Origin of the sequence: Streptomyces prunicolor NBRC 13075 (assembly GCF_000367365.1) — a bacterium.
GTDB lineage: Bacteria > Actinomycetota > Actinomycetes > Streptomycetales > Streptomycetaceae > Streptomyces > Streptomyces prunicolor.
This window is the reverse complement of record NZ_BARF01000096.1, coordinates 1-24,029: the sequence shown is the minus strand read 5'-3', so window position 1 is coordinate 24,029 and position 24,029 is coordinate 1. Positions and strand designations below refer to the sequence as shown.

Annotated in this window: 20 protein-coding genes; 5 read left to right on the top strand and 15 right to left on the bottom strand. The window is 71.6% G+C overall.

What is annotated here, in order from left to right:
- Nucleotides 1–2,244, bottom strand: coding sequence for an MMPL family transporter (locus tag SPR02S_RS40530; protein WP_026151303.1), 2,244 nt, complete (start codon nucleotides 2,242–2,244; stop codon nucleotides 1–3).
- Nucleotides 2,245–2,660: 416 nt separating this feature from the next.
- Between SPR02S_RS40530 and SPR02S_RS40525 the strand changes: the two genes are divergently transcribed.
- The 5 genes from SPR02S_RS40525 to SPR02S_RS40505 all read left to right on the top strand — a co-directional run bounded on the left by SPR02S_RS40525 (nucleotide 2,661) and on the right by SPR02S_RS40505 (nucleotide 6,823).
- Nucleotides 2,661–3,209 (top strand): DUF1697 domain-containing protein, encoded by a 549-nt coding sequence (locus SPR02S_RS40525; protein WP_019062747.1) that lies wholly within the window; start codon nucleotides 2,661–2,663, stop codon nucleotides 3,207–3,209.
- A 53-nt stretch (nucleotides 3,210–3,262) separates the two neighbouring features.
- The gene (locus SPR02S_RS40520) at nucleotides 3,263–4,285 is read left to right on the top strand and encodes a ketopantoate reductase family protein (RefSeq protein ID WP_019062746.1); all 1,023 of its coding nucleotides are present in this window, start codon (nucleotides 3,263–3,265) and stop codon (nucleotides 4,283–4,285) included.
- 25 nt (nucleotides 4,286–4,310) lie between these two features.
- Complete coding sequence (locus tag SPR02S_RS40515; RefSeq protein ID WP_026151302.1) at nucleotides 4,311–4,904, top strand: TIGR03086 family metal-binding protein; 594 nt, start codon at nucleotides 4,311–4,313, stop codon at nucleotides 4,902–4,904.
- Between the two features lie 90 nt (nucleotides 4,905–4,994).
- Nucleotides 4,995–6,482 (top strand): AbeC-like domain-containing protein, encoded by a 1,488-nt coding sequence (locus SPR02S_RS40510; RefSeq protein WP_026151301.1) that lies wholly within the window; start codon nucleotides 4,995–4,997, stop codon nucleotides 6,480–6,482.
- Nucleotides 6,483–6,502: 20 nt separating this feature from the next.
- On the top strand, nucleotides 6,503–6,823 hold the full coding sequence (locus tag SPR02S_RS40505) for a hypothetical protein (RefSeq protein WP_019062743.1): 321 nt from the start codon (nucleotides 6,503–6,505) through the stop codon (nucleotides 6,821–6,823).
- Nucleotides 6,824–6,864: 41 nt separating this feature from the next.
- Here the strand turns inward: SPR02S_RS40505 and SPR02S_RS40500 are convergent, their stop codons facing one another.
- From SPR02S_RS40500 to cysD, 14 genes are all read right to left on the bottom strand, one after another.
- Nucleotides 6,865–8,202, bottom strand: a complete 1,338-nt coding sequence (locus tag SPR02S_RS40500; RefSeq protein ID WP_019062742.1) for a protein kinase domain-containing protein — start codon at nucleotides 8,200–8,202, stop codon at nucleotides 6,865–6,867.
- Nucleotides 8,203–9,138 carry a protein phosphatase 2C domain-containing protein gene (locus tag SPR02S_RS40495; protein WP_019062741.1) on the bottom strand — a complete coding sequence of 312 codons (936 nt, stop codon included), beginning with the start codon at nucleotides 9,136–9,138 and terminating at the stop codon, nucleotides 8,203–8,205. It lies immediately after the preceding gene.
- Nucleotides 9,132–9,800 (bottom strand): vWA domain-containing protein, encoded by a 669-nt coding sequence (locus SPR02S_RS40490; RefSeq protein ID WP_019062740.1) that lies wholly within the window; start codon nucleotides 9,798–9,800, stop codon nucleotides 9,132–9,134. The genes SPR02S_RS40495 and SPR02S_RS40490 overlap by 7 nt, the downstream gene beginning before the upstream one ends.
- A 58-nt stretch (nucleotides 9,801–9,858) precedes the next feature.
- Nucleotides 9,859–9,987 (bottom strand): hypothetical protein, encoded by a 129-nt coding sequence (locus tag SPR02S_RS65870; protein ID WP_019062739.1) that lies wholly within the window; start codon nucleotides 9,985–9,987, stop codon nucleotides 9,859–9,861.
- Nucleotides 9,984–11,588, bottom strand: a complete 1,605-nt coding sequence (locus tag SPR02S_RS40480; RefSeq protein ID WP_019062738.1) for a TRAFAC clade GTPase domain-containing protein — start codon at nucleotides 11,586–11,588, stop codon at nucleotides 9,984–9,986. The genes SPR02S_RS65870 and SPR02S_RS40480 overlap by 4 nt, the downstream gene beginning before the upstream one ends.
- A complete protein-coding gene (locus SPR02S_RS65260; RefSeq protein WP_019062737.1) occupies nucleotides 11,585–14,833 on the bottom strand; it encodes a GTPase-associated protein 1-related protein in 3,249 nt (1,082 codons plus the stop codon). Before SPR02S_RS65260 ends, SPR02S_RS40480 begins: the two co-directional genes overlap by 4 nt.
- Nucleotides 14,830–16,083, bottom strand: coding sequence for a TRAFAC clade GTPase domain-containing protein (locus SPR02S_RS40470; protein WP_019062736.1), 1,254 nt, complete (start codon nucleotides 16,081–16,083; stop codon nucleotides 14,830–14,832). The genes SPR02S_RS65260 and SPR02S_RS40470 overlap by 4 nt, the downstream gene beginning before the upstream one ends.
- A 3-nt stretch (nucleotides 16,084–16,086) precedes the next feature.
- On the bottom strand, nucleotides 16,087–18,252 hold the full coding sequence (locus tag SPR02S_RS40465) for a hypothetical protein (protein WP_019062735.1): 2,166 nt from the start codon (nucleotides 18,250–18,252) through the stop codon (nucleotides 16,087–16,089).
- A gap of 104 nt (nucleotides 18,253–18,356) precedes the next feature.
- Nucleotides 18,357–19,097, bottom strand: a complete 741-nt coding sequence (locus SPR02S_RS40460; RefSeq protein WP_019062734.1) for a sirohydrochlorin chelatase — start codon at nucleotides 19,095–19,097, stop codon at nucleotides 18,357–18,359.
- A gap of 8 nt (nucleotides 19,098–19,105) precedes the next feature.
- Complete coding sequence (locus SPR02S_RS40455) at nucleotides 19,106–20,017, bottom strand: ABC transporter permease (protein WP_019062733.1); 912 nt, start codon at nucleotides 20,015–20,017, stop codon at nucleotides 19,106–19,108.
- On the bottom strand, nucleotides 20,004–20,786 hold the full coding sequence (locus SPR02S_RS40450; RefSeq protein WP_026151300.1) for an ABC transporter ATP-binding protein: 783 nt from the start codon (nucleotides 20,784–20,786) through the stop codon (nucleotides 20,004–20,006). The genes SPR02S_RS40455 and SPR02S_RS40450 overlap by 14 nt, the downstream gene beginning before the upstream one ends.
- A 37-nt stretch (nucleotides 20,787–20,823) precedes the next feature.
- On the bottom strand, nucleotides 20,824–21,936 hold the full coding sequence (locus tag SPR02S_RS40445; protein ID WP_019062731.1) for an aliphatic sulfonate ABC transporter substrate-binding protein: 1,113 nt from the start codon (nucleotides 21,934–21,936) through the stop codon (nucleotides 20,824–20,826).
- Between the two features lie 235 nt (nucleotides 21,937–22,171).
- Nucleotides 22,172–23,506 carry a sulfate adenylyltransferase subunit 1 gene (locus SPR02S_RS40435; RefSeq protein WP_019062730.1) on the bottom strand — a complete coding sequence of 445 codons (1,335 nt, stop codon included), beginning with the start codon at nucleotides 23,504–23,506 and terminating at the stop codon, nucleotides 22,172–22,174.
- Between the two features lie 2 nt (nucleotides 23,507–23,508).
- A partial coding sequence (gene cysD, locus SPR02S_RS40430) for a sulfate adenylyltransferase subunit CysD (RefSeq protein ID WP_019062729.1) occupies nucleotides 23,509–24,029 on the bottom strand: 521 nt, incomplete at its 5' end.

Genomic DNA, 24,029 nt, shown 5'->3' with positions numbered 1-24,029 from the left:
TTACACCTGCACGCGCTCGCCCTCGTCCGTCACCGCGGGCGTGATCGGTTCCGGGGACTCGTCGTGGGTGAGGTCCGGGAGGCGGTGGAGCCACTTCGGGAAGTACCAGTTGCGCTCGCCGAGCAGGGCCATCACCGCGGGGAGCAGGACGCCCCGGATGACCGTCGCGTCGATGAGGACCGCCGCCGCGAGGCCGACGCCCATCTGCTTCATGGACTGCATGGACAGCGTGCCGAAGATCGCGAAGACGGCGACCATGATGACCGCGGCGCTGGTGACGACGCCCGCCGTGGTGACCACACCGTGCCGGATCGCGTCCTGTGTCGTACGGCCACGCAGCCGCGCCTCGCGGATACGGGAGACGACGAACACGTGGTAGTCCATCGACAGGCCGAACAGGATCACGAAGAGGAACAGCGGCAGCCAGGTGACGATCGCGCCGACGCCCTCCGCGCCCACCAGTGAGGCGCCCCAGCCGTGTTGGAAGACGGCGACGAGGATGCCGTAAGCGGCGCCCACGGAAAGGAGGTTGAGGACGATCGAGGTGATCGCGACCGTCAGCGAGCGGAACGAGAGCAGCATCAGCAGGAAGGCGAAGACCACGACGAACGCGAAGACCGGGACGACCGATCCGAGGAGCTGGTCGTTGAAGTCCTTCGATCCCGCGACCTGTCCGGTGATCGGTGCCTGGACGCCCTCGACCTTGCCGAGGGTGGCGGGGCGCACCTCGTCGCGCAGTTTCTCCAGGCTCTTCGCGGCCTTGTCCTGGTCCGAGCCGCCGACGAGCGGGACGTAGACGAAGGCGACGTTCTGCGCGTCGTGCAACTTGATGTCGACGGGTCCACGCGAGGCACCCGAACTGACCGCCTGCGCCTTGAAGTCGGCCAACGCCTGCTTCATCTCAGGTGCGTTGATGTCCTTCGCCTTGACGATCACCTCGGCCGGCTCGGAACCGCCGGGGAAGGCGTCGTTGACGCGGTCGTAAGTCCCCACGATGGGCAGGGAGTTGCCGAACTCCTGGTCCAGGGTGAGGTTCTCGGTCTTCATGCCGACCGCGGGAGCGGCGATCGCGAGCAGCGCGCCGGTCGCCACGAGGACGGAGACCAGCGGCTTGGCGAGCACGCGGCGCAGGACGGCGGTCCAGAACCGGCTCTGGCCGTTGCCCCGGCGGCTGCGTCGGCGCAGGAACGGGATACGGCCCTTCTCGACCCGCTCGCCCAACAGCGAGAGCAGCGCGGGCAGTACGGTCACCGAGCCGACCATGGCGACCGCGACGACCATCAGCGAGGCCAGGCCCATCGCCTCGAACTCGGCGAGCCCGGTGAACAGCATGCCCGCCATCGCCACGCACACCGTGACACCGGAGACGATGATGGCGCGGCCACTGGTCGCGGCGGCGATCCGCAGCGCGGCCCCGGCGTCGCGGCCGGCCTCGCGCTCCTCGCGTTCGCGGCGCAGATAGAACAGGCAGTAGTCGACGCCGACGGCCAACCCCACAAGCAGCATGACCGAGTTGGCGGTGTCGCTCATCGGCTGGACGTGGCTGACGAGGCCCATCAGGCCCATCGTCGCGATGATCGCGGTCATGGCCAGCGCCACCGGCAGCAGCGCCGCCACCAGCGCGCCGAAGGCGATCAGCAGGATGCCGAAGGCGACGGGCAGGGCGGAGTACTCGGCCTTCTTGAAGTCGTTGCCGAAGGCGTCCTTGTACTGCTTCGCCATGCTCGCGCTGCCGATCTCCTCGATCCGCAGCGAGCCATGGTCCTCCTGCACCCCGGCGACGGCCTTCAGTACCGGCTCCACCCGGTCACCGGCGGTCTCCGCGTCGCCCCGCATGTCGAACTGGACGAGCGCGCTCCGGCCGTCCTTGGAGATGGTCCTCGTGTCGTACGGCGAGGTGACGTCCGTGACCCGGCCGGTCCCCTCGACGGCCTTGACGACGGCGGCGACCGTGGCGCGGAACTCGCTGTCGGTGGAGGTGACCGACGCGTCCTTCGACTGGATCAGGACGGTCTCACCGGCCGGTTCCTTGATCCCGGCGTCGTCGATGATCGTGGCGGCGGTGTGCGTCTCGCCCTTCAGCTGGTCGCTCTCGTCGACGTCGACGCGGCCGGCCGCCGAGCCGATCCCCATCGCCAGCACCACGAACAGCATCCAGATGCCGACCGCGGCCCATCGGTGCCGGGCACTCCAGCCGCCGGCCCGGGCGGCGAGCCCCCGTACCCGCGAATCTCCGTTCCCCATGACGGGCTTGCCCCCTTGCGCACGGTGACAGCCCCCTGCCGCCACCTCGTGGTTCGAAGGTATGCGCGGAATAAGAACGTCCCCTCGTGCTGACCGGTGAGGTCTCGGCCGAGCGGCTCCTCCGCACGGACCCCGGGCCCTCACCACTGGGGAGGACGGCGGCCCCCTACATCTATCCGGGCGGCTCGGGGGTGGTGATCAGGGTGACCGGGTGCCAGGGGTGTCCGATGCGTCGGCCGGGGTCCGCTTTGTTATTACGAAACCTTGTTGAACAAGTCACAGGTGTCGGTAGGTGTGCCTGAAGGTGTTGATCCGGAGCCACCTCATCCGCCAGAGTTTCCGCACACCCGCACACCACATGGAGCGGCCGTCGTGCCCACCCCCACGGGGCACGAAGGCCGCTTTATGGTGTGCGGATGACGACGACGTATGCGGCGCTCCTGCGCGGAATCAACGTGGGCGGCAACAAGAAGCTCCCGATGGCCGAGCTGCGCACGCTCCTCGAAGGCCTCGGACACGACGACGTCCGCACCTATCTGCAGAGCGGCCAGGCCGTGTTCGCGAGCGGCCACGGCGACGAGGAGTCCCTCGCCGCCGAACTCGCGCAGGCGATCGAGAAGCGGTTCGGATTCACGGTCGACGTCATCGTCCGCGACCACGCCTACCTCCAGGCGATCGCCGACAACTGCCCTTTCCCGGCCGCCGAGTTGGAGGGCAAGCAACTCCACGTCACCTACTACTCGGCGGAGCCCGGCGAAGACCGCTTCGCGGAGGTGGACCGGTCCGCGTACCTCCCCGAGGAGTTCCGCCTCGGGGACCGCGCCCTGTACCTCTACGCCCCGGACGGCCTCGGCCGCTCCAAACTCGCCGTGGGACTGTCCCGGCCGCGGCTGAACAAGGGCCTGATCGCCACGACCCGCAACTGGAACACCGTCGTCAAACTGGCGGAGATGACCGGCAGTTGACCGGACTCCGGACCCGATGAGCCGGCCCGCGGGTGCTGTGCGAGGCTCGTCCCATGCGCTACATCATCATCGGAGCAGGAGCGGTCGGCGGGGCCATCGGCGGTCGGCTGGCCGGGGCCGGGTGCGAGGTCGTCCTGGTCGCCCGGGGTACGCAGCGGGCGGCGCTGGCCGAGCACGGGCTTCGGCTCAAGGTGCCGGACGGGGAGTCGACGTACCGGCTGCCGGTCGTCGAAGAGCCCGCGGAACTGGGCGAGTTGAGGCCCGACGACGTGCTCGTGCTCGCGGTCAAGACGCAGGACAGCGAGGCCGCGCTCGCGGTCTGGGGCCCGGCACCGGTCGCCGGTGGCGGCACGGCTGCCGAGCGACTCCCCATCGTCTGCGCGCAGAACGGCGTGGAGAGCCAACGCCTGGCGCTGCGCCGCTTCCGGCGGGTCCACGGCGTCTGCGTCTGGCTGCCCGCGACCTTCGTCGAACCGGGTGTGGTCGCCGCCGAAGGCACCCCGCTCACCGGCATCCTGCACCTCGGCCGCTATCCGCACGGCACCGACGAGACCGCCCGGCTGATCGCCGCCGACCTGGAGAAGTCGAGGTTCGAGGCGCCCGTCGTACCGGACGTGACGCGCTGGCAGTACGCCAAGCTGCTCGGCAACCTGGTCAACGCGATCGAGGCGGTCGCCGGGCCGAACGGCGGCGAGGAGGGCCTGGCCCTCTACCGGCGGGTACGGGCCGAGGGCGCCGCCGTGCTCGACGCCGCCGGTATCGCCTACGCGAGCGCCGAGGAGGAGAAGGCGGCACGCGGCGACAAGATCCAGCTCGTGGAGATCGACGGCACCCCGCGCGGCGGCGGTTCCTCCTGGCAGTCGCTGAACCGGGGCACCGGCACCATCGAGGCCGACTATCTCAACGGCGAGATCGCGCTGCTGGGGCGGCTGCACGGCGTACCGACACCGCTCAACGACCTGCTGCAACGGCTCGCGAACGGGTTCGCGCGCGAACGCAGGGCGCCCGGTTCGCTGCCGTTCGACGAGCTGGTCCGGCTCGCCGACGAGGCTGTCGCGTTTGTTCAAGAGTCCTGACGGTGCCCTCCCTAGCGTGGCGGGCATGAGCAACCACGACCTGCACCCGTACATGATCGAATGCGCCGCCGAGGCGGCCCGTGTCGCGCGCGGTGTCGGCGCGGCCCAACTCGACGACCGCACGCACTGCCCCGACTGGGACGTCCGCGCGATGGTCAACCACTGGGTCCTCTACACCTCGCACGGCATGGAGCACCGCGCCCTGCGCAAGCAGCTCTCCGAGGAGCTGACCGCGCGCGACTTCACCGCCGATCCGGACTGGGCACAGGCGTACGCCGCCCAGCTGGACCGGGCCGTCGCCGCCTGGGCCGACCCGGCGGTGTGGGAGGGCGAGGTCGACCTCGGCATGGCGAAGATGCCGGCCGACGAACTCGCCTCGATGATCATCAAGGAGCTGGCGGTGCACGGCTGGGACGTCGCCACCGCCACCGGCCAGCGGTACACCGTCTCGGACGGCGCGGCCCGACTCGTCCTCGCCGTGGTCGAGAAGCACGGCGACCTCTACCGCCAGTACGACGGCTTCGCCGACCCGGTACCCGTACCGGACGACGCCCCCGTCTTCGACCGTGCCCTCGCGGCCAGCGGACGGAACCCGGGACAACAGGCCATGGGCGGCTGACGTTCCCGCCGACTCGCCGAACTCCGGGACAAAACAGGCTTGTTGTCCCTAGGGTGAAGTGCGCGAGTTCGGACGGAAGGGCAGGTCATCGTGGCGGGGAGAGTCCTACCGTCGTTGCCGCAGTACCGCAAGGACGGGGTCACCCGGCGGCTGTGCGCGTCGGTGCATCTCGACGAGGCGTTCGCCCGCGAGGTCGACGAGGAGCTCACCGGGGACCGGTTCCACGCGCTGGGCCTCACGCTCGGCATCAACCTCGTCGCGCTCGCCCGGCACGCCCGCGCCGCCCTGCTCCGCCGTGCGGCCCTGGACCGCCAACTCGCCTGGCTCAGCGCGGCGTTCGGCGCCTCGCTGCTGGTGGCGGTCTGGGGACTCGCGAACGGCCTCGGCTCGGTCGTCCTGGTGGGCGTCTACGGACCCGTCATCGTCCTCGGCGCCTCGTGGTGGCTGGTCCACCGTGCGGAGGCCCAAGCCCGCGAGACGGCGCAGGAGGTGTTCCGCAACCCCGACAAGGTGGAGAAGCTGGCGCCGCCGGTGGACGCGGCGGCGGAGACCTGGCTTCAGGAACACTCGAACAAGCGGGCCAACGTGCTGCCGTACGCCGACGCGGCGGCCCTCACCAACCCGTTCGTCGGCAGCGGCAGAAAGATCAAGGAAGTCGTCTGGCAGCCGATCGACGTCAGCAAGCCGGCCGACGCGCCGCAGGGCGGCAAGCTCACCATCCGCCCCTTCGACGCCGTCGAGCTGCACACCTATGTGGCCAAGGAGATGGAGGCGCTCTCCGGGCTCGACGGACTGCGGACCAAGAACCGGCTCTACGTCCTCGGCAGCAACGCCTACATGCTTCCGGAACTGCTGCCCGACCGCACCGCCCGCCCGCTGCCGAAGATCCCCAGCCAACTGGTGCAGGCGGGCGTGCAGAGCCCGGGTGCCGGCATGCGGACCCATCTGTGCCTGGAGCGGGTCGGCGACGGCGGGCGGATCATCGTCTCCATGTACCTGCGGGCGATCCTCAGCGGGCCGAGCCTCACCTGGGAGGTCGCCGCGTACGCGATCCCGCCGCTGAGCGGGCGTTTCCACCTGGTGGACCACCTGCCCGTGACCCCTTCCAAGCGCTGGTGGAGCCTGCTCCGGTACGCCAACTCGCGTACCTGGCCCGAACTCCGGGGAGCCGTCGGGCGGTTGCGGGCGCTGCGCAGGGTGCGGCGCACCCGCGAGAAGTTCATGGCGGAGCGGCGGCGGGAGATCCTGGACCACCACATCGTCCTGGACGTCGGTGCGACCGACAGCCTGCGCGAACGGATCGGGGACTGGGCCGAGGCGGGCTACGCGGAACGCATCGACTCGCAGGACTTCCTCTTCAGGCTCCAGGGCGGTGTCCTCGTCGCCACCGAGAAGTTCCTCAAGGCCCACAACGTCGACACCAGTTCCTTCGACAAGGCACAGGCCAACATCAGCACGCAGACCTACAACATCTCCGGGGACATCCACAACAGTGCCGTGGGCAACCAAGGCCACGTCAGCAACAACGGGCCACAAGGCCAAGGGCCTTCGGGCCACGGCGGGGCACCACAACCCTGAACACGGACGGGGACGGGACAATGAGCACGTTCAACTTCAACGGCGGCAACATCACCAACAGTCACATCGGCGACCAAGGTCACGTCGTGAACCACGGCACGGACTCCGCGACCGTCCTGCGCATCGCCGAACAACTCGTCGACCGGATGCGCGGCGAGAACCCGACCCTCGTCCCTCAAGCCCACGTCATCCAGGGCGAGTTGGTCCAGGCCGGTGAGGAGGGCCGGGCCGCCAACCGGGGTCGTATCCGGGCCGCGCTGGAGACCATCACCCTCGGCGTCGGGGCCGGCAGCGGCGGGCTCGCCCTGGCCGAGCAACTGAAGCACGCGCTGGGCCTGTGAAGCGGTAGGGGCGCCCGGTACCAACAGGGCGCCCCTACACCTCACTTGGCCTTGACCACCGCCCGCGCCCCGCCTCCGAGGTCCAGTTCGAGGCCCGACCGCAGCGGCACCGTCTGACCGGGACCGATCTGCTGCGAGGTGCCGTCGGAGCGGGTCCCCGTCCAGGTCTGCTGGGAGCGGTTGGCGATGCCGAACCGGCCCGGCTTCGAGGGGTGTTCGACCAGTTCGGCGACCAGGCTCGCGTCCGAGCAGTCGTGCCGGGTCGGCTCCGGCCGCAGATGGTGGGCCTGCACCCGGGCCGCCCGGCCCAGCCGGATGTGGTGCTCGGCGCGCGGCGGGGGAGTGGTCACCACCAGGCGTGGTGGCAGCGCGAGTTGGGTGCGGCAGCCCCAACAGGCGCGGGGCGGCGGGTTCTCGCCGGGCTCCGTCATGTTCTGCCGCCCGCACGAGGCGCACTCCACGACCGAGTCCAGTACGGCCCGCAGCGCGTCCCGCCACTCCGACTCGCGGACCCGGGCCGCCGGATCGTGCAGCCCGACCGTGAATCCGCGCCGGAACAGGTCCTGGAGCTTCCCGGCCGCCGCGCTCCAGGTGGCCAGCACGGTCGCGTGCTCCATCGGGTCGGGCTCGTTGGAATCGTCGGCCGGGTCGAAGACGAACAGCGGGCTCTTGCCGTACAGCTTGCGCTCCGCCGCCTCGTCGAGGCAGTGGATGCCCAACTCCCGCTTGCCCTTCAGCGGGTGATGGTTCATCAGGAACATGAACAGGAGTACGGCGAGGGAGTGCAGGTCGGACTGGGTGCCGGGGCGGGCGCCCGGCTCGGCGCGGACCAGTTCCGGGGCCATGAACTCCATCGTCCCGGAGATGCCGCTGACGTCCCCCTCCACCACCGCGTTGTCGTTGTCGCAGACCAGCACGTCACCGGTGTCCGGGTCGAAGAAGATGTTGCCCCAGGAGATGTCCCGGTAGGCGATGCCCCGTGAGTGCAGCGCCTGGTACGCCTCCACCGTGTACAGGCACGCCGTCAGCAACGCCCTTGGTGTGGTGCGCAGTTGCCGCCGGAACAGCGCGGGCAGCCCCTTGAAGTGGTCGGGGCGCAACCCCATGAGATACCCGAACGACCCCTTGTACGCGGGCACATACGCCTCGGGCCACAGGAACCGGTCGTCGTCGAAGTCCCGGTCCACCAACTCCCGTACGATCGCGTCCTGTTCCGGGGTCGCGCAGGTCGGGTAGTACCACTTGAGGGCCTTGTCCCCGCCCGGGGTCTTGGCCCGGTACACCTCGCCCTGGCCGCCCGCGCCCAGCATGTCGACGATCTGGATCTCTTCGCCGTTCTGCGCGGTCAGCCGCGTGCCGCTGTCGAGCATGCCGCTCATCTATGTCTCCGTGTTCCGTTCCGTGTCCATGGGCGGGGCGTCGGGCGGGGCGGCCGGTGAGACGTCCGGGAGGTCCGGTGGGCCGCCGCCCGTCACCGTCGACGCGTGCCGCAGCGCCGCCGCCAGGGTCGTGTCGTCGCCCGAGTACTTCGAGGCCTGCTCCAGCCAGTGGGGGAGCACCTCGCGCACCCCCTCGCTGCCGTCCGACGCGAGCCGGCCGTCCAGGCCCGCCACGAACTGCCGGTAGCCGTCGCCCGAGGCGAAGCTCTTCGACAGGCCGTCCGTCGACAGCACCACCAGGCGCGGGGTGCGGGACTGGTCGAACACCGGTGCCCAGTGCATCCGCACCGCGCTCCACGCCTCCCGGCCGCACAGCGACTCCGTCTCGTCGCCGAGATCCTCCTCGGCGGGGGCCAGCGGCCGGCTCAGGGTGCCGTCGTGCTCGACCACCGCGAGATCGCCGTCGCCGATCTGCCAGGCCACGAACAGCCACGGCGTGAGGACGGCGCCGATCAGCGTCGTGCCGTAGAGGAGGAGTTTCTCGCTCTGGTGGGGTTCCGGTGTGCCCGTGTCGGCGATCGGGCGGTGGCGGGACCAGTGGCCGAGGGCCTCCTCGCGCCAGTCCTGGACCAGGGCGCGCGGGAAGTCGTCGCGGGCGTAGGTCATCAGGCGGGCGAGGCGGCCCGGTTCATGGCAGTCGCGGGCGGCCCGGGCGAACAGCTCGGCCCGGCCGACGAAGCGGTCCACGGCGAAGCGCGCGCCGAGGTCGCTGCGGGCGTGGGCGGCCGAGCCGTGTCCGTCGGCCACCGCCAGCAGCAGCGGGTCCTCGCCGGAACCGGTGCCCTGACAGGTGAACCAGTCCTGGTTGCGCTTCTTCCCGACGCCCTGCACGCTCCCGGCCAGCGTCTCCCAACGTCGCACCCCGAGCGTCACCACACGTCGTCGTCATCGTCGTCGTCGATGACCGGCGGCGCGTACGGCTGCTTGGTCATGTTCAGGCCGGACGAGTCGCCCGCGACCGGCTGCGAGGCCGCCTTCACCGCCGCCGTCGACGCCCAACGGATCGCCGCCGCAAGCTGTTTGGGGCTGTTGGCGTCCAGCGGCTGCAACTCGGGGTTGCCCAGGAACTCCTGGAGCACACTGCGGTCCGCGTCGGTGCCGATCGCGATCGCGACCCGTACCGCCTTACGGCCCCACGGTGTCGCGTCGATGGCCTTCAGGCCCGCCCGCCAGTCGTCCGTGGGCACCCCGTCCGACACCAGCGCCAGCACCGGCTTCAGCGCGCGCTGCGGCATCGGCGGGCTCTGTAGTTCGCGCGAGACCAGGTGCAGGGCCTCACCGAGGTTGGTCATGCCGTCCACCTCGACGTCCTGCCAGGTGAAGTCGTCGACCGGGACCGGGGTCTGATGAAGCCACTGGGCCGTGGTGGAGAACGTGACGGTCCGCAGCAGCAGTTGGGCCGCCGGGTTGTCGTGCGCCACCGACCGCATCTCCGGGATCGCTTCTCTGATCCCGTAGTTGAGCTGGCCGATCTTCTCGCCCTGCATCGAGTACGAGCAGTCGAGCAGCCAGATGAAGTGGACCGGCCGGTTGGCCATGGGCCCGCCGGGAATGTCGCTCACTCCGTGTCCTTTCTGGGAGTTGGGGAGGAACAGGTCAGAACGATCGAGGCAGGAGCAGATAGGTCAAGTAGGCCAGGGTGGCCGCCGTGAGCACCAGAGAGGCGACGAACAGGCCCGCCAGCAGCCGTCGTCCGTGTCCGATCGGTGGGGTCACCTTCGTCATGCCGGGGAGTACCTCTTCTCCGGTTCGGCGCGGGGCGCGCTGAGCGCGGGCGTCTTCAGTCCCGAGGCCGCGAGCAGCCACAACACCGGTTCCGCGGCCCGGCGTTGCTCGCTCTCCAGCGGACCGGTGCCGGTGGCGGCATGGGCGCTCACCGCCCAGTAGCGGGCTTCCTTGAAGTCGTGCCCGATGGCCCGGACGAGTCCGCCGAGGCCGATCTCCTCCAGCCAGGTGTCGACCCGCGCCCCCGGCACCGGCAGGGTGACGAGCCGGTCCAGGACGTCCCGCTTGGTGACGACGGTGGCCACGGACAGCCGCCCGCGCCGACGGCCGGTCAGCGCGTTGAGCTCACCGGTGAGCCGCTGGTACGTCTCCCACGGGCCCTGCGTGGACGGGCGTGCCGCCCCGGCCCGTTCGGCGTCCTCGGTGCCTAGCCGTCCGCGCACCTTGAGGTCGGCCAGGACGTCGGCGACCAGGACGACACCGTCCGTGTGCTCCAAGTACTTCTGGGCACGCACCCGTTCGGCCTCGCTCACCGACTCGCCCATCGGGTCGTAGAGATAGAGCAGTCGGCGTCGTCGGCCGCGCGCCACCGTCAGCATCAGGGCGCGCGGCTGGCCGCCGGTCGTCGCGTGGGCCCAACCGGTGCTGTTCAGCTCCTGGTTGAGGTCGTTGAACGTGCGGCGGTCGTCGGCGGAGGCGTACTCGACGCTCAGGTCGCCGTGCCGGGCCCAGGCGTGCAGGCCCTCGACCATGGCCGCCATGAGCATCGTCTTGCCGGAAGAGGTGCCGCCGACCAAAGGCGCGTGCACGACCCGGGTGGTGCCGACCGTCTCGGGCAGCACCCGGTCGCAGTGCGGGCACAGCGCGGTGAGCTTGCCGCGCCCCGCGAGCCGGGTCGTGGGCAGCCGGTGCCCGCACACACAGCCGTGCCCCAGCACACCGTGCCGTCCGGGCCGTAGCGACTTGTGCGGTTTCTGGCAGCCGGAGCAGCGGTGCACGGCCAGCGGGACCGGCCGATAGCAGCCCGGGTAGGGGCACTTGACGCGGATGCCGCGGGTCAGCGCCCAGCCGCGCTCCACCGCGCGCAGCACCGGGATCGCCGTCGCGCAGCCCAGCCACACCAGACCGACCAGCAGCCCGAAGTACAGGAGGGACACGGCGAGCAGGACGGTGGCGAGCACCGCGCCGAGCAGCGCGCCCACGAAGGTGCCGGGCGCCACGAGGACCACGTACCCGAAGCGGTTGATCGGCGCCCGGCCGCGGCGGCCCGACGGGTGCCGGCCGCGGAACAGGTTCCGTACGATCCGGTGCAGCCACGGATCGCGGAACGCCGTCCACACGACCTGCATCCCGTAGCGTCCGGCCGTCCACGAGTCCACCCACAACTGCCGCCAGTAGTAACCGAGATGGGCGGGTTCGGCGCCCGCGGCGACCAGCGGCACCCGCTGGTCGGTGCGGCCCGGCTGCCAGGGTCCGAGGCCGCGCCACACGGCCCGCGCGCCGATCCAGAGGAACGCCCACAGCACCCGGCCCAGGCACAGCCCGACCGCGATGATCCCGGTCCAGACGGCCAGGAACGTCACGGGTGACAGGACGGTCATCGGCGGCCTCCCTCGGTCGGCGGTTCCACGTCGCCGGGCCAGACCTCGGTCTGGTCGGCGCGCCGTCCACGTCCGGACAGCCGTCCCGCGAGACGCCCCAGGGCGCCGGGTCGGTTCCAGGCCCGGTACGCGTCGAGCTTGCCCCGGCCCGCCCGGCCGAGCTCCGCCTCGACCTCGGTCTGGTCCTCGGCGGGCAGTGCCCGTACGACCGGCCGCAGCACCTTGCCGAGCAGGGTGTTCCGGGTCTCGTTCCAGGCCGGATGGGTTTCCGGGAACGCGGTCCAGTCGCAGAACAGGTCGGCGACATACGACGGCACGGTCCGCAGCCGGTCGCCCACCCGGTCCGAACGGCCCACTTTTTCGTACGTCGCGAGGAGCCGAGGTTCACCCGAACGGGCGAGTGCGTACAGCTCGTTGGGCGGCACCTGTCCTTCGAGAAGCCGCCGGGCGAGGGACTGGAAGGCGCGCTCGACGACCGGGTCCGGTACCGACTCGCCGGCGCGGGCCAGCTGACTCAGTACCCGCGTGACCCACTCGTCGCTCTCTGCCTCGGTGCCCAACTGCCCCGTGAACTCAAGAAGAAGCAGGGCCGCGTGCGGAGCGGGCGGCAGCTCCGTGTGGAAGCAGCGCAACAGGTCGACCGCGAGCGCCGGCACGTCACGGTCGTCCGGGGGTGCGGCGAGGGCCGCGTCGATCAGCAGGTCCCGGGTGCCGGCCGCACGGTGGGCGTCGGACCCCAGCTCGTTCAGCAGCAGGCTCGCCTCCAGGCCGGTCGGCAGCTCGCCGGACCAGATGAGCCCCAGGGCGGTGCGGAGTACCGCCGGGTCGGCGAGCAGCGAGACACCCGCGACGCGGTGCACTTCGTGGAACTGCGTGAGCCGGTCGCCCGGCCCGACGGGCGTCACGCACATCCGCAGATGCGGGAAGCCGGGTTGGAGACCGATGGGCAGCCCGGACCCCGTCAACGCCTGTGCCACGGCGGCTGGTTCGGCGGCGGCGAGCGCGTTGAGCGACCCGAACAGCGCCACCCGCAACCCGGGATGGGCATGCACCGCGTCGAGCACCGCGGGCGGACAGCCCCCGGCGGGACGGGCGTTGCCCTCCGGGGCTTCGGCGGGCCTCGGCTGCCCGGGGGGCTGCGGGCCGCGCGCGGGTGGGGCGGACTGGGTGCCGGGCTGCCAGGGGTCGGTGGGCCCGGATGTGCGCGGGGCGTGCGTTGGTCGGGCGGGCTGGGTGCCGGCCTGCCAGGGGTCGGTGGGGCCTGGCTGCCCGGGGGTGTGAGGGCTGTGCGCGGGTGGGGTGGGGCGGGTGCCGGCCTGCCAGGGATCGGTGGACCCGGGTGTGCGCGGGGCGTGCGTTGGTGGGGCGGGCAGGGGATCGGCGCCCGTGCGGGCCCGCTGGTCCCGGCCCGGCTGTCCAGGCGCGCGGAGGTCCCGTGACCGGCTTCGGTCGCCGTCCGGCTCGACCGGGGTTCCGCTCACCAGATCCCGGGCCAACCTCCCGGCCAGCTCCGGGAGTTGGTCCTGGCAGTCGATGTCGAGCAGGTCGGCGACCCGCAACAGCGCGAGCGGCCGTCCGGCGGGCGGTTCCGTCGGGTCGGCGAGCCCGGCCCGCAGCGCGGGTGCGAGATCGCGGGCCAGCTCGTCATGGGCGCGCGGAGTCAGGGAACCGGCCCGCAGCACGGGCACCGGGCCCTTGCCGAGCACCGCCGACGCCAGCACCCACGCGGCGAGCGGCGCCGACACGTGGGTCGGTACCTGCCCGTCCAAGCGGACCAACAGGGCGGCGAGCGCGGCCTGTTCGTCGCCCGCCGGGTCGGGGGCTGACGGTGCCGCCTGTCCGTGGCCCACCGAGTCGCGGGCGCCAGCCCCCGTCTGCGCGTGGCCTGCGGAGCTGTAGGCGCCCGCCCCCGTCTGTGCGTGGCCCGCGGAGTTGTACGCGCCCTGCCCGCTCTGCGCGTGGCCCGCCGAGCTGTAGCCACCCGGCCCTGTCTGCGCGTCGTTCGTCGAACTCCGGGCGCCCGGCGCGGTCCGTCCGTACTCCGCCGAACCCTGGGTGCCCGGTCCCGTTCGTGTGTCCTGAGCCGAATCCCAGGCGGCCGACGAGGACCGTGCGCTGCCCGCCGAGCGCGGAGTGGGCGGCACAGCCTGTTCCCCTGCCGCTGACCCCGAGCCGTCCGCCCATCCCGAGCCTGACCTCGAGCCGTCCGCCCACCCCGAGCCCGACCGCGATGCCGCCCCCGACCCCGCTGGCGGCACCGCGCACAGCCCCGCGACCACCGCCGTGAGCGTCTCGTCCGACAGTTCGCCCGCCCGCTCGGTCGCCCAACGGGCCGCCGCCGTACGGGCGTCCGAGCGCAGGTCGACGCCCGCGGTCAGCGCGGTGACCGCCAACTGGCCGAGGTCTTCGGGGGTGTTGTGAAACAGGTCGGGGCGGCCCGCGCGCCAGATCCGGGCGCACAGGTCGGCCCAGGTGTCGGCGACCGGGCCGGACGGCTGTTGCCGGCCGGTGCAGTCGTGGACGCGGTAGCGGTGGTCGTGGGCCACCGACTCGGAGGACGGCAGCGCGCCGACGAGCTGCTGGCGCGCCTGTTGGGGGCGGCGGGTGTACGTCGTGAAGGTGAGCCGGTGCGCCTGTTCGCGGGGCAGGACCGCGCAGGCGAGCGCGATCCACTGGGCCACGTCGGCGCTGTCGTGCTCCACGACCACGATCTGCCCGGCACCCGGATCCGCGGCGACCGCCCGCAGATCGGCGAAGAACGGCGCGAGCCACCCGGCCCGGGACACCGCGAACGCGACCAGCGCGTCCTTGCGCAGCAGCCCGGACGGCTCGATACGGTCCACCGGCGTGGGCCTGCCGTCCGGGGGTGTCGTGTCCGCCCAACGCGGGGACTCCCAGGCGGTGATGGGCAGCACACCGTCCGGCAGCCGGGTCCCGGACGGGAGATGGACGGCGTGCGCGTGGAAGTTGCCCCAGCGTCCGCTGTAGTCGGCGCCGATGTACACCGAGCGGCTCAACAGCCGCCCGCCGTCCGCGAGTTCACTGAAGCTGAAGGCCTTCGGGAAGCTCTTGAGCTGTTCCGCGTCGGGCCGGGCGGGGCAGTCGCGCGGCGGCTCGTACCCGATGAGCTGCTCGGCCTCCCGCAACAGCCCCTGCGGAACGCCCGCGCTGACCGCGGTGAAGCGGAAGCCGGAGCCGTCGGGGCCGGGCGGCGCCGAGGTGTAGTGCAGCTGGGCCAGGGTCACTTGGCTCGTCCCTTCCCGGCGGTACGGACCGGCAGTACTCCGCGCAGCGCGAGCAGCCACAGCAGTGGATCCTCCACCCGCACCGGCTGCGGCCCCGACTTCGGTACGTCCGCGGGTGCGTCGGCGGGCGGCGGCGCACCCAGCGCCGAGAGCCCGAACATCGACAACTGGTCGAAGTCCAGCTCCAGTTGGCGCATCAGGGCCCCCGAGTCCCAGTCCGCCATCAGGGAGCGGATCTCCTCGTGCACGGCGAGCCGGTCGTCCTCGTCGTACGTGCCCTCCGGATGCGGGGCGTTGCGCAGCACCGGCGAGTGCGCGTCGAGCAGCGGCTTCAGCATGTCCGTCTTCGTCACCGCGACCGCGATCGGCGTGCTCACCCGGCCCCGCGAACCGCGCTTGCCGTGGGCGCGCAACTGGGCGGCCAGATCGGCGGCGATCTGCTGCGGCGGTGTCTCCACCATGGGCAGCGGCGGACCGTCCTGGAGCGGCAACCGGTCGCGCACGGACCCGAGTTGGAGCGGATCGACCAGCAGGACGATGCCGTCGGCCGCGCTCAGATAGCGCGTGTACCGGTCCATCGCCTCGGCGCCCGCGAGGTCCTCGCCCGCCGCGTCGAAGAAGACCAGCGTGGTGTGCCGGGTGCCGCTGCCGAGTCTGCCGCGGCGCGGCACGCTGAGCCGGTACAGCAGCGGGTCGTTGAAGCCGAGCGCTGCGGGGCGGGTCGCGTCGGGTAGCCGCAGCCGCTCGTACAGGTCCTCCGCCATCTCCTTGTCCCGCTGCTGCGTGGCCTGCCCCATCGCCGCCAGCGAGGCGTGATAGGCCTGCCCGACCCGCTGGTTCAACTCGTTGACCAGCACGGACACATAGGTGCTCTTGCCGGAGGCCTTCGCGCCGACCAGCGCGATGATGCGGCTGTCCTGGTCGCAGTAGTCGCTCGGCAGGTCGCTGTGGCAGGACGCGCAGACCCGGACGGTCGTGGTCACCCCGCAGTCCGGGCACGGCACGCTGCTCCCGGAGCCGGCCCGCAGCCCGGACACCAGCGCGCCCATCCCGCGCGCCGGGGCGAACACCGGCCCCCGCAGCAGGGCCGCCGGATTCATGCCGGGACCGACGAACCCGGCCCAGACATCGTCCCGTTCGGGCCCGCAGGGCGTGGCGCCGCGCACCCCGCTCGGGGTCATCAGACACCGGTAGGGCAGTTTGGCCGCCGAGGTACGGGCGAAGCAGTAGGGGCAGATGACGGTCGTCATGGCTCAGCGCACCACCAGGGTCGCGGGGGACGGTTCTTCGAGTCGTACGGAGGCCGCGTGTTCGCCCAGCAGAAAGCCGCGCAAGGTGTACGGCGCCGGGCAGGGCGCGGCCGGCAACTCCTGCTCCACCGTGCCGAGTCGGAGCAGATCGGTGCCGGGGATACGCAGCAGGGTCGTGCCGTCGGCCGCGCTGCGCGGCCGGAGTGTGCCGCTGCGCGCGACACACACGAACTCGGGGGCGCCGTCGTGGTCCTCGCCCTCCGGCGCGGACAGGGTGACCCGCAGCAGCGGGCGCCCCCGGCCGAGCAACCGGCGCGGCGCACGCACCAGTTGATAGCCGATGGCCGTGTCGGGCGGCAACAGCACCTCTGCCGCGCCCGGTTCGACGACGACGGCGCCGGGCGCCTGGGCAGCGGCGGCGACCCGGATCCGTACGGCCCGCTGCCCCACCGACAGCCGCAGCCCGCCCCGCCGGTAGGCGTGCGCGGTGACACTCCGCTCACCGGCGTCCCAACTCACCCTGAGATGAGGGGTGTCGCCGGGCCAGTCCAAGGAGATCTCCGCCTCCCCGCCCGGCAGCCGCCGCGCGGCGAGCCCGGTCACCGGCCGGAGCGCCTCGACCTCCACCCCGGGACCGGCCAGCGCCCGCTCCCCGAGCACGGCGACGGCGGCGACCCGGACGTGCAGGCCGGGCGGCGGACACAGCGCCCCGTCCCGCTCGGCCCAGCCGAGCCCGGCGGGCAGGTCCCGCGTGTGCAGTTCGGCGCCGGGGGCCGGGGCCTCGCCGGGCCACTCCACCAGCCGTACGTCCGCGTCCTCGGCGCCGGTCCAGGCGAACCGGACGGTGTCGCCCTCGGGCCGGGCGGTGAGGGTGTGAACGGGGGAGGGCCAGGGGTGGACGGTGCGGGTGGCGCGGACACCGGGGGAGGTGACCGGTCGGCCGTCGGGGGCCCGGTAGTGGCAGACGACGCGGATGTCGTGGCGGCCGGGCGGGAGGCCCGTGAGGGTGAACCCCTCGGAAAGGAGGGTGAGTTGCTCGGCGGTGGCGTCCGGTCCGGTGCGCTCGACGGTCACGTCCGTGGCGCCCGGGGGCCGCTTCCAGGTGCCCTCGATCCGCTCCGGGCCGTCCGTCAGGGTGAGCGCCTCCACCTCCGGGGTGACGAGCAGCTGGTGCGAGACGAGGGGCGGGCCGTCCGCGAGCCCGTCGCGCAGGGGGAGGGCGGCATAGCGGACGGTGCTCCCGAGCACCAACGCCTCGTCGCGCGCGGAGACTTCACGCACGGTCGGGGCACCCCGCTCGTCGCGGTGCAGACACAGGAGCCGCCAGTCAGCGTCCGAGCCCGCCTCGTCCCACGTCAACCGCACATGGTCCAGGCCGAGTTCGGCATCCAGGGCGGCCGGCTCACCGGCCCGCGGCCGATGCACCCGCACCAGTCCGCGCAACGCCCGCCGGTCGTCGGCGACTTCACGCAGCGCGCGCAGATACTCCGCACCCGCCGTCTCCGCGTCCCGGTCGTCCTCGGCCCGCCGTGCCGCGAGCAGCGCCCCGTCGACCACCGCGAACCGCCGGGCCGACTCGGTCCGCAGCGACCGTAGCGCCGGGTCGTCGGTGCCGTGCGGGAGCCGCTCCAGCAGGGTGCGGACCCGGTGCAGCCGGTGCTGCTCCCAGGCCCCGGCGAGGGACTCGGCGGCCTGCCGCTCACGCCGGTCGAGCGCGGGCCGCACCCGGGCCGCCGCCACGAGAGCGGCGACCTCGTCGGCGTGCACCCCCAACTGGGCCGCCGTATGCGGGCGTTCCTTCACGGGCCGGTCCTGCAACAGCCCGATCAGCTGATACAGCACGACCCTGCGCACCGCCTGCGGATCACGCCGCTGCACCTCGGCCAACAGCCCGGGGAGTGTGGCGGTCGGGGTCGGTGCGCGGGCGAGATCCTCCAGGAACGGAACGTCCACCCGCCGGCGACCACGCCCCCCGGACGGCACGTACACCCCGTCGAGGACACCCAGCCCACCGACCCCCGGCGGCAGCAGCGCCTCGCCCAAGTGCCGTAACCCGAGCCCGTGTTGGACGGCGACGAGCTCGCCGTAGGACGCGACGAGGGGGCTCAGCGGCAGCCCCGACAGCGCCCGGGGCAGCCCCAAGTGATGCCCGAAGTCCCGACCGGCCACGTGTACTGCTCCCCCGCTAGCTCCGCGAGGAACCATCCCAGCAGATTCGCGGGCCGGAGGAGACCTTTTTTCGCGAATCGGGGCAGGTAGGAACCGTGAAGGTATTAGGCGCCGACGGTCACGAGGGCCGGGGCGAGGGCCGCGTCGTAGCGCTCCAGGAGGACCCGCGCCACTTCCGGTGCCGGGCCCAGCACATCGGCGAGGACGTCCGCTTCGGCCGCGCCCCGCGCGATGCGGTCGGGGAGGAAGCCGGGCGCGAGGACGTACGGCGCGACCGCGACGCGTGCGCAGCCCAGGGCCCGCAGTTCGCGCACCGCGTCCTCGGTGCGGGGCAGGGCCGCCGACGCGAACGCGGGCCGCACGGCACGCCAGCCGGTGCGCCACCACGCCCGCGCGAGGTCGGCGATCACGGCGATCGCCTCCGGGTCGGTGGACCCCGCCGAGGCCAGCACGATTCCGGTCGAGGACTTGTCGGCGGGCGTCAACCCGGTCTCGTAGAGCCGCCGTTCGAGGGCCCGCAGCAACAGCGGCGACGGGCCGAGGACCTCCGCCTGCCGGATCCGCAGCCGCGCCGGCGCGGCGTCGAGGACCGCGGGGATGTCCGCCTTCGCGTGGAACGCGCGGGTCAGCAGCAGCGGGAGGGCCACGACGTCCTGGACGCCCTCCGCCGCCAGTGACTCCAAGACCCCTTGCACGGAAGGGAGGTTGAAGTCCAGGAAGCCGGTCTCCACGCGCAGCCCGGGCCGTCGCGACCGTACCCGCCGTACGAGGGCGTGGACGGTCGCGGCGTGCCGCGGATCGCGGCTGCCGTGGGCGATGACGAGGAGTACCGGCTTCCTGTGCACGATTCGGCTCAGCTCTTCACCAGCAGACCGCGGCTGCGCAGCACCCACCGCTCCAGCGGGCTGAAGAGCAGCAGGTCGATGGCGATACCGACGAACAGGATCAGGACGATGGCCTCGAACACCATGGCCATGTCGCTGGCGGTCCGGCCGTTCTCCAGCAACTGGCCCAGGCCCACGCCGAGATCGGGGAAGTTCGCGATGATCTCCGCCGCCATCAGCGAGCGCCACGAGAACGCCCAGCCCTGCTTCAGGCCCGCCACATAACCGGGGAGCGCCGCCGGCAGCGTGACGTGCCAGATGCCCTTGATGCCGGTCGCGCCCATCGTGCGGCCCGCCCGCAGGAACAGCGGCGGCACCTGGTCGACGCCGGACACCAGGCCGTTGGCGATCGAGGGGACCGCGCCGAGCAGGATCACCGTGTACATCATCGAGTTGTTCAGACCCAGCCAGATCACGGCCGGCGGCACCCAGGCCACCGACGGCAGCGACTGGAGCCCGGACAGGATCGGGCCGATCGCCGCGCGGATGAACTTCACCCGCGCCACCACCAGGCCCAGCGGGGTACCGATCAGCAGCGCGAAGAAGAAGCCCAGCAGACCGCGCGAGACGCTGGTCCAGATGTAGCCGAGGAGATTGCCCTGCAGCCAGGCGTCCTTGAACTCGCCGCCCACGGCGCCCGGTGAGGGCAGCTTGGTCGGGTCGTCGACGATCGGGGTCAGGATGAACCAGACCACCATGACCACCGCGAGGGCGACGATCGGCGGGAAGATCTTGTTGACGAAGGTCTGCCGGAAGGTCGGACGGCTGGTGACGACGAGGTCCAGGGCGTCCAGACCGGCCTCCACGGAGATGATCTGCCCGAGGGTGCCCGCCGCCGCCCCTCCGACCGAGTCCGTCGTCTTCGTCTCACTGCTGGCCATGACGGCGGATCTCCCCACGCAGTACATCGGTGATCTCAAGGGACAGTTCGGCCACGGGCGCGTCCTCGATACGGCGCGGCTGCGGAATGTCGACCGTCCATTCGCGGGCGATCCGGCCGGGCCGGGAGGACAGCAGGACGACCCGCTGCGCGAGCCGTACCGCCTCGCGCACGTTGTGTGTGACGAACAGGACGGAGAGTCCCGTCTCGCCCCAGATGCGGGTCAGTTCGTCGTGCAGGACGTCCCGCGTGATGGCGTCCAGCGCCGCGAACGGCTCGTCCATCAGCAGGATCCGGCTCTCCTGCGCGAGCGCGCGGGCCATGGCGACCCGCTGGCGCATCCCGCCGGACAGTTCGTGCACGCGCTTGCCGTACGAGCCCTGCAGTCGGACCAGTTCGAGCAGCTCCTCGGTCCTGCCGCGCCGCTCCTCCTTCGGAACTCCCCTGAGTTTCAGGGCGAGTTCGATGTTCTTGCCCGCGGTCAGCCACGGGAAGAGAGCGTGTTCCTGGAACATCAGTGCCGGGCGGCCGTCCGTCGTGATGGACCCGGCGGTGGGCCTGTCGAGCCCCGCCACCAGGTTCAGCAGCGTGGACTTGCCGCAGCCCGAGGCCCCCAGGAGGGTGACGAACTCGCCCGGCGCGACATCGATGGTGATGTCGTCCAGGACGAGCTGCTGCCCACCGGGTGTCGCGAAGGACTTCGAGACATGCTCAAGGCGTGTCGCGTACTCGACCGACGCGGTGGTCTCCTTGGCGAGGGTCGTGGCCATGGTCGTCACCTCCTGGGAAGTCATCGGGATTCCTCGATCAGCTCGTGCCGAGGCCGGCGGCGTCGACCGTGCTGTCGCCGTCCGCCTTGAGGACCTTGTTGAGGAGCGTCAGGTCGTAGATCCCCTTCAGGTCGGGCTTCGCCAGCAGACCCGCCTTCACCGCGTGCTCCGCCTCGGAGTTGAGGGTGGCGGCCAGCGGGTCGTTGGTGAACTGGATCGAACTCCACGCCGGGTCGAGGACGTTGGCGGGCAGCGCCTTGCCGGAGTCGGCCTCCAGCTGCTTGTTCGCCGCGGCCTTCGCCTCGGTCGGGTTGGCGTTGATCCACTTGTTGGCCGCGACCGAGCCCTTCAGGACCGCCTCGACGACCTTCGGGTGCGCCTTCAGGAACTTCTGCGACACGATGATGTTCGTGATCACGAACTTCTTGTCGGGCCACAGCGTCGACTCGTCGAGCAGCACCTTGCCGCCCTCGGCGACCAGCTTCGACGCGGTCGGCTCCGGCACCCAGGCACCGTCGATCGAGCCGGCCTTGAAGGCGTCCGGCGTGATCTTGTTGTCGGTGCGGACGACGGTCACGTCACCCTTGCCGCTCTGCGCGTCGACCTTCCAGCCCTGGTCCGCGATCCAGTTGAGGAACGCCACGTCCTGCGTGTTGCCCAGCTGAGGCGTCGCGATCTTCTTGCCCTTGACGTCCTTCAGGGACTTGATCTTCTTCGGGTTGACGACCAGCTTCACCCCGCCCGAAGCCGAACCGCCGATGATCTTCAGGCTCTTGCCGTCGGACTTGGTGTAGCCGTTGATCGCCGGGGAGGGGCCGATCCAGCCGATGTCGATGGAGTTCGAGTTGAGCGCCTCGATCTCGGACGGGCCGGCGTTGAAGGTCGCGTACGACGCCTTGGTGGCGCCCAACGCCTTCTGGAAGAAGCCCTGTTCACGGCCGACCAGTGCGGTCCCGTGGGTCAGGTTGCCGAAGTAGCCGATCTTCACGGTGTCGAGGCCCTCGATCTTCGAGGACCCGGCGGCGACCTTCTCCTTGGTGTTGGTGCTCTTGGAGTCCGACCCGTAACCGCAGGCGGCGAGGGTGAGCAGCGGGAGCGCGGCGATCACGGCGATGCCGCGACGCAGGTATGTCGAGCGGTTGGCAGGCACGGGAGGTGTTCCTCTCGTTGGCCCGGCGGTCACGGTCTCAGCTCGTGGCCGGGAGGTCGGCAGGTCTTCGTCTTCGTCGTGTCCGGGACGGCGGGTGGGGGGACTGGGCGCGCGAGCGGTGCGCGTACGTCAGCCCGCACATCGCGCCACTCCGCCCTGCCCGCTGCCGAGGGCGCCGCTGCCGACGCGGCCGCCCTCCTTCGCGAACGTGGAGTAGAAGTCCCTGGACGTCATGTCAGAAGTCCCAACCGTCGTCGTCCGACGCGTCCTTGACCGGCTCCGGCGCCGCGAACGACTCGCCGACCATGCCGGCGGTGAGCGTGGTGCCGTCCGCCGGGTCGATCAGGATGAACGAGCCCGTACGGCGCGAGTCGGCGTACGAGTCCACCGGCAGTGGCTCCGCGGTGCGGATCTTCACGCGGCCGATGTCGTTGGCGACGAGCTGTCCCGGATGCGGGTGCAGGGACAGGTCGTCGAGCGTGAGCCGGGACGGGATGTCCTTGACGATCGCCTTGACCGTGCGGGTGCCGTGCTTGAGGAGTACCCGGTGGCCCACGGTCAGCGGCGCGTCGGCGACATGGCAGACGGTCGCCTCGACGTCCTGCGTGGTCGCCGGGGCGTCCTTGCTGGGCACGATGAGGTCGCCGCGCGAGATGTCGATGTCGTCCTCAAGGAGGAGGGTCACCGACTGTGTGGTCCAGGCGGTCCTGACCGGCTTGCCGAGCAGGTCGATGCCGGAGATCTTCGTGGCCCGCCCGGACGGCAGGACGGTCACGGCCTCGCCGACGCGGAAGGTACCGGCCGCGATCTGACCGGCGTACCCCCGGTAGTCCGGGAGGTCGGCGCTCTGCGGCCGGATCACGTACTGCACGGGCAGTCGCGCGTGGCAGTGGCTGAGATCGTGGGCGACCGGCACCGACTCCAGGTGCTCCAGGAAGGTCGGCCCGCCGTACCAGTCCATGTGCGCGGACGGTTCTACGACATTGTCGCCGGCCAGCGCCGAGATCGGGATCGCGGTGATCTCCGGGACGCCCAACTCGCTGGCGTACGCGGTGAATTCCTCGGCGATCGCGGCGAACACGGTCTCCTTGTACTCGACCAGGTCCATCTTGTTGACCGCGAGCACCACGTGCGGGACGCGCAGCAGCGCCGCGATCGCCGCGTGGCGCCGGGTCTGCTCGACGACACCGTTGCGGGCGTCGACGAGGATCACCGTCAGCTCGGCCGTGGAGGCACCCGTCACCATGTTGCGGGTGTACTGCACATGACCGGGCGTGTCGGCGAGGATGAACCGGCGCCGGGGCGTGGCGAAGTAGCGGTACGCCACGTCGATCGTGATGCCCTGCTCCCGCTCGGCCCGCAGGCCGTCGGTGAGCAGCGCGAGGTCGGGTGCGTCCTGGCCGCGGTCGGCCGACACCCGCTGTACGGCTTCGAGTTGGTCGGTGAGGACCGACTTGGAGTCGTGCAACAGCCGCCCGACCAAAGTGGACTTGCCGTCGTCGACGGAGCCCGCCGTGGCGAACCGCAGCAGCGTGGTGGCCGAGAGCTCCTCGGTCGTGATGGTGCTCATGGTTAGAAGTACCCCTCGCGCTTGCGGTCTTCCATCGCGGCCTCGGACATCTTGTCGTCGGCGCGCGTGGCGCCCCGCTCGGTCAGCCGGGAGGCGGCGATCTCGGTGATGACCTGCTCCAGCGTCACCGCCTCGGAGTCGACGGCGCCCGTGCAGGACATGTCACCGACGGTCCGGTACCGGACGAGCCGCTTCTCGACCGTCTCGGTCTCCTTCGGCCCGCCCCACTCACCGGCGGTCAGCCACATGCCGTCCCGCGCGAACACCTCACGCTCGTGCGCGAAGTAGATCTGGGGGAGGTCGATGCCTTCGCGGGCGATGTACTGCCAGACGTCCAGCTCGGTCCAGTTGGACAGCGGGAACACCCGGACGTGCTCACCGGCCGCGTGCCGCCCGTTGTAGAGGTTCCACAGCTCGGGGCGTTGCCGACGCGGGTCCCACTGCGAGAACTCGTCCCGCAACGAGAACACCCGCTCCTTCGCCCGGGCCTTCTCTTCATCCCTACGGCCGCCGCCGAAGACCG

Bases quoted from the DNA above. Each gene is read 5' to 3' on its own strand.
- SPR02S_RS40530 (WP_026151303.1), bottom strand. From the start codon at position 2,244: ATGGGGAACGGAGATTCGCGGGTACGGGGGCTCGCCGCCCGGGCCGGC.
- SPR02S_RS40455 (WP_019062733.1), bottom strand. From the start codon at position 20,017: ATGGCCAGCAGTGAGACGAAGACGACGGACTCGGTCGGAGGGGCGGCG.
- SPR02S_RS40480 (WP_019062738.1), bottom strand. From the start codon at position 11,588: ATGACCGTCCTGTCACCCGTGACGTTCCTGGCCGTCTGGACCGGGATC.
- SPR02S_RS40470 (WP_019062736.1), bottom strand. From the start codon at position 16,083: ATGACGACCGTCATCTGCCCCTACTGCTTCGCCCGTACCTCGGCGGCC.
- SPR02S_RS40490 (WP_019062740.1), bottom strand. From the start codon at position 9,800: ATGGCCAACCGGCCGGTCCACTTCATCTGGCTGCTCGACTGCTCGTAC.
- SPR02S_RS40520 (WP_019062746.1), top strand. From the start codon at position 3,263: ATGCGCTACATCATCATCGGAGCAGGAGCGGTCGGCGGGGCCATCGGC.
- SPR02S_RS40450 (WP_026151300.1), bottom strand. From the start codon at position 20,786: ATGGCCACGACCCTCGCCAAGGAGACCACCGCGTCGGTCGAGTACGCG.
- SPR02S_RS40435 (WP_019062730.1), bottom strand. From the start codon at position 23,506: ATGAGCACCATCACGACCGAGGAGCTCTCGGCCACCACGCTGCTGCGG.
- SPR02S_RS40515 (WP_026151302.1), top strand. From the start codon at position 4,311: ATGAGCAACCACGACCTGCACCCGTACATGATCGAATGCGCCGCCGAG.
- SPR02S_RS40505 (WP_019062743.1), top strand. From the start codon at position 6,503: ATGAGCACGTTCAACTTCAACGGCGGCAACATCACCAACAGTCACATC.
- SPR02S_RS40500 (WP_019062742.1), bottom strand. From the start codon at position 8,202: ATGAGCGGCATGCTCGACAGCGGCACGCGGCTGACCGCGCAGAACGGC.
- SPR02S_RS65870 (WP_019062739.1), bottom strand. From the start codon at position 9,987: ATGACGAAGGTGACCCCACCGATCGGACACGGACGACGGCTGCTGGCG.
- SPR02S_RS40525 (WP_019062747.1), top strand. From the start codon at position 2,661: ATGACGACGACGTATGCGGCGCTCCTGCGCGGAATCAACGTGGGCGGC.